13 protein-coding genes, 3 tRNA genes and 1 pseudogene are annotated in these 9976 nt (G+C 58.4%); 6 read left to right on the top strand and 11 right to left on the bottom strand.

The genetic code is table 11. From position 1 onward, the window contains the following. The first annotated feature begins 11 nt into the window (after positions 1–11). The 3 genes from BVH06_RS07435 to BVH06_RS25045 all read left to right on the top strand — a co-directional run bounded on the left by BVH06_RS07435 (position 12) and on the right by BVH06_RS25045 (position 1836). Entirely contained in the window at positions 12–869 is an 858-nt protein-coding gene (locus BVH06_RS07435) for a class I SAM-dependent methyltransferase (protein WP_075933650.1), read from the top strand. Positions 870–1191: 322 nt separating this feature from the next. Further along, positions 1192–1440: an IS3 family transposase gene (locus tag BVH06_RS26250; protein WP_371915271.1), complete on the top strand. Its 249-nt coding sequence runs from the start codon at positions 1192–1194 to the stop codon at positions 1438–1440. Between the two features lie 48 nt (positions 1441–1488). Beyond that, positions 1489–1836: a DDE-type integrase/transposase/recombinase gene (locus BVH06_RS25045; RefSeq protein WP_083651911.1), complete on the top strand. Its 348-nt coding sequence runs from the start codon at positions 1489–1491 to the stop codon at positions 1834–1836. On the opposite strand, the pseudogene BVH06_RS07425 reads toward BVH06_RS25045, so the two are convergent. The 6 genes and pseudogenes from BVH06_RS07425 to BVH06_RS07400 form a co-directional block, all read right to left on the bottom strand. Next, a pseudogene (locus BVH06_RS07425) lies at positions 1793–2005 on the bottom strand (integrase arm-type DNA-binding domain-containing protein); the annotation flags it as partial. The gene BVH06_RS25045 and the pseudogene BVH06_RS07425 overlap by 44 nt on opposite strands. Before the next feature lie 161 nt (positions 2006–2166). After that, positions 2167–2253, bottom strand: a tRNA-Leu gene (locus BVH06_RS07420). 176 nt (positions 2254–2429) lie between these two features. Beyond that, positions 2430–2765, bottom strand: a complete 336-nt coding sequence (locus tag BVH06_RS07415; RefSeq protein ID WP_013791518.1) for a YqjD family protein — start codon at positions 2763–2765, stop codon at positions 2430–2432. A gap of 92 nt (positions 2766–2857) precedes the next feature. Beyond that, positions 2858–3109 (bottom strand): hypothetical protein, encoded by a 252-nt coding sequence (locus tag BVH06_RS07410; RefSeq protein WP_075930176.1) that lies wholly within the window; start codon positions 3107–3109, stop codon positions 2858–2860. A gap of 79 nt (positions 3110–3188) precedes the next feature. After that, positions 3189–3437: a DUF1652 domain-containing protein gene (locus BVH06_RS07405; protein ID WP_075930175.1), complete on the bottom strand. Its 249-nt coding sequence runs from the start codon at positions 3435–3437 to the stop codon at positions 3189–3191. Positions 3438–3695: 258 nt separating this feature from the next. After that, the gene (locus tag BVH06_RS07400; RefSeq protein ID WP_075930174.1) at positions 3696–3899 is read right to left on the bottom strand and encodes a hypothetical protein; all 204 of its coding nucleotides are present in this window, start codon (positions 3897–3899) and stop codon (positions 3696–3698) included. Between the two features lie 253 nt (positions 3900–4152). On the opposite strand from BVH06_RS07400, the gene BVH06_RS07395 reads away from it, so the two are divergent. Further along, entirely contained in the window at positions 4153–4443 is a 291-nt protein-coding gene (locus BVH06_RS07395) for an Arc family DNA-binding protein (protein ID WP_013791523.1), read from the top strand. Positions 4444–4675: 232 nt separating this feature from the next. After that, entirely contained in the window at positions 4676–5110 is a 435-nt protein-coding gene (locus tag BVH06_RS07390; RefSeq protein WP_075933649.1) for a hypothetical protein, read from the top strand. A gap of 274 nt (positions 5111–5384) precedes the next feature. Here the strand turns inward: BVH06_RS07390 and BVH06_RS07385 are convergent. The 5 genes from BVH06_RS07385 to uvrY form a co-directional block, all read right to left on the bottom strand. Further along, positions 5385–5458: transfer RNA gene (locus tag BVH06_RS07385), tRNA-Cys, on the bottom strand. A gap of 38 nt (positions 5459–5496) precedes the next feature. Next, positions 5497–5572, bottom strand: a tRNA-Gly gene (locus tag BVH06_RS07380). Positions 5573–5638: 66 nt separating this feature from the next. After that, the gene (pgsA, locus tag BVH06_RS07375) at positions 5639–6199 is read right to left on the bottom strand and encodes a CDP-diacylglycerol--glycerol-3-phosphate 3-phosphatidyltransferase (protein WP_075930172.1); all 561 of its coding nucleotides are present in this window, start codon (positions 6197–6199) and stop codon (positions 5639–5641) included. Positions 6200–6232: 33 nt separating this feature from the next. Further along, entirely contained in the window at positions 6233–8056 is a 1824-nt protein-coding gene (gene uvrC, locus BVH06_RS07370) for an excinuclease ABC subunit UvrC (RefSeq protein ID WP_075930999.1), read from the bottom strand. A 1-nt stretch (position 8057) separates the two neighbouring features. Beyond that, positions 8058–8702, bottom strand: coding sequence for a UvrY/SirA/GacA family response regulator transcription factor (uvrY, locus tag BVH06_RS07365; protein ID WP_075930171.1), 645 nt, complete (start codon positions 8700–8702; stop codon positions 8058–8060). A 326-nt stretch (positions 8703–9028) separates the two neighbouring features. On the opposite strand from uvrY, the gene BVH06_RS07360 reads away from it, so the two are divergent. Then, positions 9029–9235: a hypothetical protein gene (locus BVH06_RS07360; protein WP_073266986.1), complete on the top strand. Its 207-nt coding sequence runs from the start codon at positions 9029–9031 to the stop codon at positions 9233–9235. Positions 9236–9976 lie beyond the last annotated feature (741 nt).

Below are 9976 nucleotides of genomic sequence, written 5' to 3'. Positions count from 1 at the left end.
AGGAAGACCCTATGTCAGCCAACGCCGAAATCATCGATAAGCCCAGCACCGCCACAGTGGAACAGGCGGCCATCAGTGAAACCCTACGCATCCCTCTGGCAGCGCGGGCGTTGGGCGATAGCCTGTTCCCCCGCGTAGCCGTAAATGACCTCAACGCCCGCCAGGCGCTCGCGCGCCTGGGCGACGACGGCAGCACATGGCTGGCCGATCGTCAAAGCGTGTTTGGTGTGCTCAAGCGAACCTGCTTATTCAAAGAACTGTCCGCGCGCTACTTGCAGCGCCGCCCCGCGGGTCTGGTCGCCAACCTGGGGTGCGGGCTGAGCGATTACAGCCAGTGGCTCGACAATGGCCAGGCCAACTTTCTGGATGCCGACCTGCCGGATGTGATGGTGCAACGTCGTGCCCTGCTGGGTGAGGCTGGCGAGCGCCAGCGCCTGAGCGACCTGGATCTGTGCGAAAAAGGCTGGTGGGATCGTCTGGGCTTGCCCGAGAGCCGAAACGCTGATCCGGTATTTCTTTTCAGCGAGGGCGTTCTTATGTACTTACAGCCCGGGGTAGTCCGCGCCGTACTGCAGGAGTTCGGTGAACGTGCTCCCGCAGGTTCGACCTTTGCCTTCGATGCGATTTGCTGGCTGATCGCAGGACGCGCCCACCAGCATCGCTCGGTCAAGCACACCAAGGCTCAGTTTGGCTGGGGGCCGCGTCGTCTGCAGGACATTCATGGCGCACATTCCCGATTGCAGAAGCCGGTGGTGCATCGGGTCATGGAAGAATACGGACTGCCCTACAACCTCATGGGGCCCATCTTTCAAGCCATCTTCGGAGTGTCTTTCTACGGAGTTTACGAATTGAAAGTCGACGGTGATTAATCCCCCCTACCGTTAAACCGCATAGACCTGGCGAAGTGGTCCGATACCTTTCCTGGCTACCACCTCTACTGGTCTGTCCCGGGCTGAGCTGAAAGCCTGCTGGGCAAATGGAAGCGCCAGTACGAACAGCAAGGTGACGATGCCTTTCCGGGCAATGGCAAGCAGCGTGGCGAGAGTGCGGAGTTGCGCCAGCTACGCCAGCAACTGGCTCAGGTCACCATGGAGCGCGATGTTTTAAAAAAGCGCTCGCCATCTTCTCGCAGCCCGCGAAGTGAAGTTCCGCGCCATCAAGGCGCTGACCGGTCGCTATCCCGTAGCGCCGATGTGCCGGCTGCTGCGGGTATCACGCAGCGGCTTCTATGCCTGGCAGCAGCGGCCACCTTCAGCGAGAGAGATGGCGAATCGGCGTCTGAGCAAGGAGATCCGCGCCATCCACCATGAGGTGAATGGAATCTATGGCCATCGCCGAATCAAGGCCGAGTTGGCGGCCATGGGGTATGTGTGTGGTCGACACCGAGTGGCTCGACTGATGCGCGAAGCCGGTCTGCGCGTTCGCTCGCGCAAACGCTAGCGGCTGGTTTCCAGCAGTCGTCATGCCCTGCCGATTGCCACGAATCACTTGGATCGCCAGTTCGCCTCGGATCGCGCTAATCTGCACTGGGTCTCGGACATGACCTACGTGCGGATGGCCCAAGGCCGGCTGTATCTGGCCGTCGTGCTCGATCTTTATTCACGCGCTGTCGTCGGTTGGACGACGCACCATCGAATACAGCAGGCCCTAGTACACGCCGCGCTGGAGATGGCCGTGGCTCGCCGACAGCCGCAAACCGAGGCACTGCTGCACTCGGATCGTGGTAGCCAATACTGCGCGTACGATTACCAGGCCTTGCTGCGGCGACATTACATCGTGCCCAGCCATGATCTCGGGCCGCTCGCAGACCAACAGCGGGGAAATTGCCAAAGGTAGCAAGACCTTCGCGTCCGTCGGGTCGTCGATATTTGAGGCGCCAAGTTTTAACACCGGAGGTCTTCACGAGCAGAAACAAACCCTGCCCGTCGAACAATTTGTAATCTTTCTCACGGGGTCTTGCGGCTTCACACTTGGGGACTGTCAATGGGGTAACGGTACGCGCCATTGGGGTACGCTCCAATATCGAACCAACAGACCCCAAAAAATACCCCTATATTGGCCAGATGTACATAACCATCAGCGGAACCCCAAAGACAAAAAAACCGGCTCAAATGGCCGGTTCTATTGGGCTTCATGGAAGTCAGAAGACAATCATGGAAAGCTAAATGGTGCCCCGAGCCGGAATCGAACCGGCAAGGCCTTGCGGCCGGCAGATTTTAAGTCTGCTGTGTTTACCAATTTCACCATCGGGGCGGCGAAATATGCGAGGGCAGGACTATATACACCCCCAGGCAGCGCCGCAAGTTTAAAGCATGCATTAAAAAACCCCGTAAATCAGTGATCTACGGGGTTAATGCGCTGAGCGGCCGGCTTGGCAGCTCAACAGCGTTGGCAGGCTCTGCGGGGCTCAGGCAGCTGCGCTTCGGCAGTTATTTGCTGCTACGGCCGACCAGCAGGCCAATCAGCAAGCCGAAACCAGAGGCCACGGCTACCGAGGTCCACGGGTTGCTTTCGATACGATCCTGCGCGTTGCCGATCGTCTCACGGCCAAGCTCGACAGCCTCACGACCTTTGTCGGTGATGGTGCCTTTGGCCTCATTCAGCAACGCGATCACTTTCTCACGAGCTTCGTGAGCCTTGTCGCCGGAGAACGACTCAGCATCGCCCAGCGCCTTGCTGGCTTGATCGAGAAGTTTCTTCAGTTCCTTGGCGCTTTCCTGTTGAAACTGATCCAGGCCGCTCTCAAGCGAAGTTTTACGTGCCATTGGCGAGTGCTCCATAACAGTGGTTGACGTTTTTTGGAGGCCTGGCCAAGCGGCAGAGTTCAGGCTTTTTGCCGCTTGCGACCTGCAAGACCTCAGGCATCGAGCGGGATGATGCCGGTATGAGCCACATGGTCGCCCGCCATACCCCGCACCCGCGCACGCAGATCGAAGGGCATATCCGGCTTGAAAGTAACCGCATGACCGATCAGCTGGCCGTTTTCGTCCACGCGTTCGCGCTCATCCTGCATCCACGTTTGCAGCTCATCTTCGGTCAGGCCCAGCTCCTGCGCCAGCAAGGCGTTGAAACGCTCGAGGTCGAAGCCATCGAATTTGCCACCGTCCATATCGTCGCCCTCCTCAGTCAGTGTTGCTAACTGAGGCCGCCCGCCCGGGCTGGCAGTTCCCTCTGTCTTTCACACCCATTCAGGCCTGGCGCTTGGCGGTGCCGGAATTCAGGGTGAGCAGATCCTGGCGAAGTTGCATCACCAACTGCGAAATCTGCCGCGAGGTAGACAGTTCAGCGCGGGAGATACCCGTGACATTGAGGTAGACCTGCGCGGTGACCGGGTCCCTGATCTGAATCGTCACCGACTCACTGCCAATGGAGCAACTGCACGCCAACGGCAAGAAGGCACATTCGACTATATGACGCTGCTCGAGAACGGACATCATCCTGGAAACTCCTTCCTCACGTTGATGACGAGTGGAGTCTAGCTGTCGTGCAAGATCTGGCATGAGGCATTTTGTCCCGTCCATCGGCTGGCCATTTCGGCTCTCTTCGGGGCCGCTCGTCAGCCGCCCCACTCCGCTGTGGGCACGATAAGAATGGCGAACGGCATCGAACAAGACTGTGTGGACGGCCTTCTCAAGAACATGCTTAGAGGGGACTTTCCCGCCCAACGACACGATCTCGCCCTTACGCCTTGTCGATCAGCGCGCCAGGACGATCAACATATTGGTGGGCGTGATTCGCGGCAGCAGTTGACGGACATCGCCTGGCGTCTCGACCTTGAAAAACACACGGTAGCCGCTGCCGTCCGCGTAAGGTCGCGAATGGGTGACCCAGCTCGAGAGCATGCTCTCGCTGAGGCCGATGTCAGAGGCGATCTTCAATAACGGGATGTGAACAGTCATGCGAGGTCCTTCTCGTTCGTTCAGATAGTGATGCATGCATCACGCTACCGGCTTTCCATGCCGGAACTGAGTTGACAGGCGATATCACTATGCCACATTACCCGGCGTATAATAATCATTTCTTGCGTGGGCCGGGTTTTCGGTCGGTAAGTGATGGCTCGGCGACTTATTTACGACCAATCGTCCGGTCGACTGAACTATCGCTTCAGATACCATCAAATAGCTAGTATTACTCGATATGGAGGAACCAATCGTGAGCAAACCCATTTTCAATGCCCGCACCGCGGACAAGTTCGTCGTCCGTTTGCCTGATGGAATGCGTAAGCGCATCGAAGATCTGGCCAATGACAACTACACGAGCATGAACACCGAAATCATCCGTGCCATCGAGGCTCACCTTGAGGGCCAGGCCAGGCAGACCCTGCTGATCGATGCCCTGGAAGCCAAGCTGAAGAGCGAGCTGCAAACCGCGGCGAAACCAGGCAAAAAAGCTCAGGAAGCCAATATCGATTACCTCGACGGCCTCAAGACAGGCACACGCTGACTGCGCAAGCTGCGTCAGGTCAAACAAAGCCCCGAGTATTCGGGGCTTTTTATTTTCGGCTGAGCTCGTGCCGAGAACCGCGCTCGAAACCGTGAAAACCACGGGCGATGACTTGAGGCACGGAAGCCTGATCGTCGGATTGTTGTCCTGCACAACGGCTGCAGCTTTCAAGATTTGTGCTGGGGGGCTACGCTATTACACAGGAGCCACACTGAGTAAGGACACACCCTCCATGATGCACCACACCCTGAAGTACGGCGCTTGCCTGCAAGAGTTCTCGCGCGTTCTCGATCTGGCGATGAACAAGCATGACGAGGTCATGCTGGTTCCTGGAATCCTCAGCAGCCTGAACGAGCACATCGAAAAGCTTCTGGGCCCGGGGTTCGCCCGTCGCCTGTTCAATGAGCGCCAGGCCACCCTGACCCTGCCAGGCGGTAAGAAAAAGACCATTCACCTGGCCTCGCTTTCCGGCTGTTACGGTTTCGAGGATGGCGCAATCGTGTTGCCCTGGGTATCACTGCAGACCGTGTCCCTGGCCGAGGAAAAGCACCCCCGCTCCGACAAGTTCTATATCCCCAATGACGGCCCCGGCGCCCCGCACCGCGCACCAGGCCGGGACGAGCTCTCTCGTTTTCTCACCAGCTACCCTCGCTCGAGAGCGGTTTGAATCAAGCCTGACTGTTTGGGCATAAAGCGCGTTGGGATTCCTGCCCTCACAGCGTTGAGATCTGGGCATTCTGAAGCGCTTCCTGATCTGAACCGCATCCGGATCGCCAGCGTCTCTCGCAGTCAAAATCATTCATGGCATCTAACGACGCTTGAGCGAAAGCCGGGCCAAGCTTTTGAGTACACTGGCGCACCTGAACGGATGAGTAGCTGACGCATACTTTCTCAGACGCAATAAAAAAGCCCCGTAGCCATTAGCTACGGGGCTTTGCGTTTGGAGGCTGAGGTCGGAATCGAACCGGCGTTCACGGATTTGCAATCCGGTGCATAACCACTCTGCTACTCAGCCTTAAACTGAACGGGCCGTACCTGACGGCCCGTTGAAACTGGAGCGGGAAACGAGACTCGAACTCGCGACCCCGACCTTGGCAAGGTCGTGCTCTACCAACTGAGCTATTCCCGCTTGTCTTGTCGACGGGCGCCATTCTATATCTTCACGACGCCCAGTCAAGCCCTTGATTCAAAAAAGTTATTTCTTTTCTGCGGTGACGCTCAGATGCGGCCAGGCCGCGAGCAGATACTGCGCCATCGACCACAGCGTGAGTGCCGCGGCCACGATCAACAGCACATAGCCCATCAACACCCAGAAACCGAATAATGGCGGGTTGCCGAGCAGGATCACCAACGCCACCATCTGCGCAGCGGTCTTCCATTTGCCCAGATTGGAGACTGCTACATGCGCCCTGGCGCCCAGCTCCGCCATCCATTCACGCAGTGCCGATACGACGATCTCGCGGCCAATGATGATGGTTGCCGGCAGCGTCAGCCACAGATTGGCATGCTCAGCCACCAGCAGCACCAGCGCGGTGGCCACCATCAGCTTGTCGGCAACGGGATCCAGAAACGCACCGAACGGCGTGCTCTGTTCCCAGCGGCGCGCCAGATAACCATCCAGCCAATCGGTTAGCGCAGCGAAGGCGAACACGGCGCTGGCAGCCCAATAGCTCCATGAAAATGGCATGTAGAACAACAGGATGAAGATCGGGATCAGCAGAACGCGGAGCACCGTTAGGAGGTTGGGGATATTCATCGGCTCGACTGGACGGTTAGGTGAGGCGGCATTCTACTCGCTGTGCAGTGCCGCATAAATCAAACCGGCGAGCTTTTTACTGATGCCGGGTGCTTTGGCGATTTCTTCCGTGCTGGCACGGGACAACTCTTGCAGACCGCCAAAATGGTTGAGCAGTTCACGACGCCGTTTCGGCCCGACGCCAGCCACTTCCTCCAAACTGGAGGTGCGACGCGCCTTGCCGCGGCGCGCCCGGTGGCCGGTAATGGCGAAACGGTGCGATTCGTCGCGAATCTGCTGAATCAGGTGCAAGGCTGGCGAATTGCCCGGCAGGGTGAATTCATGGGCGGCATCGTTCAGGTACAGGGTTTCCAGGCCGGGCTTGCGGGTGGTGCCCTTGGCCACGCCGAGCAGGATCAACGGCGGGACCTCGAGCTCGGTCAACACCTCGCGGGCCATCGCCAGCTGGCCTTTGCCGCCGTCGACAAGAAGAATGTCCGGCAGCTTGCCTTCGTTCTGCTTGGCCTTGCTGAAACGCCGAGTAAGCGCCTGGTGCATGGCTGCATAGTCGTCACCGCCCGTCACGCCTTCGATGTTGTAGCGTCGGTAGTCCGACTTGATCGGGCCTTCCGGACCGAATACCACGCAGGACGCCACCGTCGCCTCGCCACTGGAGTGACTGATATCGAAGCATTCCAGGCGCTGGGGCACCTCATCCATCTCCAGCGCCTCGGCCAGCGAGTCGAAGCGACCGGCCATATGCTCGCGATTGGCCAGCCGTGCGCCCAGCGCCTGCTCGGCATTGGTGACCGCCAGCGCCTGCCAGCGCGCACGGGTGCCACGAACCCGATAGCTGATGGCCAGCTCACGACCGCGCAATTCCTGAATCGCCGCGATCAGCACGGGATAGTCTTCGTGAGGCGCATTGACGATCAACTCGCTGGGCAAGTCCCGCTCATGGCTACCCAGGTAGTACTGGCCGAGAAAGGCGACGAGCACATCCTGTGCTTCTTCCTCGATTGCCACCTGAGGAAAGAAATTCTTGCTGCCCAGCACACGCCCGCCACGCACGCTGATCAGGTGCACGCAGGCACCGCCGGGATTGACCATCGCCGCGATGATATCGACGTCGCCGCTACCGCCCTCCATGCTCTGTTGATCCTGAACGCGGCGCAGCAGGGCCATCTGATCACGCAGTTCGGCGGCCTTCTCGAAATCCAGCGCGGCGGACGCCTGCTGCATGCTGGTGGAAAGCTCGGCATTCAGGGCATTGCTGCGCCCTTCCAGAAACATCACCGAGTGACGCACGTCCTCGGCATATTCGGCCGGTTCGACCAGGCCTACGCACGGCGCCTTGCAGCGCTTGATCTGATACTGCAGGCACGGGCGTGTACGATTGCGGTAGTAGCTGTCCTCACATTGGCGAACCAGAAAGGTCTTCTGCAACAACGCCAGGCTTTCGCGGATCGCGCCGGCACTGGGATAGGGGCCGAAATAGCGACCTTTGCGGTTCTTCGCGCCACGGTGAATGTCCAGACGCGGGTAATCGCCGTCAGACAGAAACACGTAGGGGTAGGATTTATCGTCACGCAGCAGGATGTTGTACGGCGGCCGCCATTCCTTGATCAGCGTCTGCTCGAGCAATAGCGCTTCGGTCTCGTTGCCGGTGATGGTGGTTTCCACCTGGGCGATCTTGCCCACCAGCGCCATGGTCTTGGTCGCCAACCCGGTTTTGCGAAAGTAGCTGGCGAGTCGCTTCTTGAGGTTCTTCGCCTTGCCGACGTACAGCAGATTGCCGCTCGCGTCGAACATGCGGTAGACGCCCGGACGCCCACTGCAGGTAGCGAGAAAAGCACTGGAATCGAACACGGGCGTCACTTCAGCTGGTGGCATCGACCATGCCATGGCGGACGGCGAGCAGCGCCAGCTCCACGTCGCTGGTGATCGAAAGCTTCTCGAAGATCCGGTAGCGGTAAGTATTGACCGTCTTGGGCGACAGGCACAGCTTGTCGGAAATGCTCTGCACTTTCTGGCAGCCGGCGATCATCAGAGCGATCTGGATCTCACGCTCGGATAGCAGATCGAATGGCGAATTGCTGCTTTGCGGCTGGAAGGATTTCAGGGCCAACTGCTGGGCGATCTGCGGGCTGATGAAACGCTGTCCGGCAAACACCATGCGAATGGCCTGCACCATTTCTTCAAGGCCAGCGCCCTTGGTCAGGTAGCCTGCGGCGCCAGCCTGCAGCAACCGAGTCGGAAACGGGTCTTCCTCGCACACGGTAACCGCCACGACCTTGAGATCGGGATGGCTGCGCATCAACTTGCGGGTAGCCTCGAGCCCGCCAATGCCAGGCATCTTCACGTCCATCAACACAACGTCAGGCTTGAGCTCACGAACCTTCTTCAGCGCTTCTTCGCCCGAGCAGGCCTGACCGGTGACCTGCAAGCCGTCGATGTCGGCCAACATGCGCGAGATACCCGTACGAACGAGGTCATGATCATCGACAACCAATACCTTAATCAAACGAACACCTCGTACCTGCGCGAGCGCCGCACGGCGACTACCTGAGAGAAATACACCATAACAAAAAACCTGACGGGTGAGTTAGCCATAAGCGTCAACTTACAAGCGTCAAGTAACCCGAAGGCAGCGGAATCTGACAAACGTACATCTTTGCGTATTCGGCACACTTCCCCTTTGGTCATTACGACATGCGCTGGCCCCACGCCGCACGCACCTGATCACCAGCGCCGCAACGGGAAATCGACCCGCGAATAATTTATTCGGAACGCGACTCCCGAGGCATTGCTCTGAATTTACAGAACGCGAACCATACCGAGGGGTTTTCCATGGACATGCTCATCAAGCAGCTCAAAACCGTAACCGCTGGCCGTTATCACATCGTCACGGAAACTTCTGCTGAGGGCTTGCAGGTCGACTGCCTCGATCTGCAGTGTAACCTGGTGGCGACACGCCGCCTGACCGCCGCCCAGATGCAGAACAAGATCCTCATGACGGCGGTGTATGCCGATCTGAAAGGTACGCTGGGTTACTGATCGAGGTGATCATCGCCGCAATCACAGCGCGGCCTCGGCACGCTTGAGCCGCGCTGAAAACCTGCACGTCCATGCAACGTCCTCTGCCCCGCTCTCACTTTTGAATCCGAGTCCGCCCAACGAATGCCGGCCACCAATACGCCTCTTGAGCGATAGATAGCCAGCTATCCATCAATTGCGCAAAACATGACCGATCGGTCGCACAAATTCCCTGAACGAACCCGCAAAGTGCCCATTCTATTTCGATCATGTCCCGACCAGCGCCAGTGGCCAGTGGGCAATTCGTAACCAGCAATAGAAGAGCATGACCATGATCTGGATAGCACTCAGCGTCGCCCTGTCACTCGCCTCGCTTCTGGGCGCAGGCATCTATTCGCTGCTGCAGATCCTCGGGGAGTTCAGCCAGAACTGAGCCTCGCAGTTCATCGGGCCATATCAGCCGCGCATGGCCGCATACAGACTTGCCCGGGCACGGCACGGCGCACTGATGCATGTTCGAACGCATGAGCGAATGACGCTGTGATCTCGCGGCAAAAGTAAACGGTCGAGGATTTGCGCAGAGGCAGGACAGGAATGAAAAAGCCCGGCGAGTGCCGTAATGCTGTTCACTTAAGCATTTGAGTCCAAGCCGGGGTTTCTAGAAAATCCGATACCAGCCTCCTGGTATCGGATTTTTTATGCCCATTCAGCAGCAACTGCTCGACCTCGGCGATCTCTTCAACTTCTCCGACCTCAGCACTT

Origin of the sequence: Pseudomonas sp. PA27(2017) (assembly GCF_001945445.1) — a bacterium.
Lineage (GTDB): Bacteria > Pseudomonadota > Gammaproteobacteria > Pseudomonadales > Pseudomonadaceae > Aquipseudomonas.
This window is presented reverse-complemented; position numbering and strand designations above follow the sequence as displayed.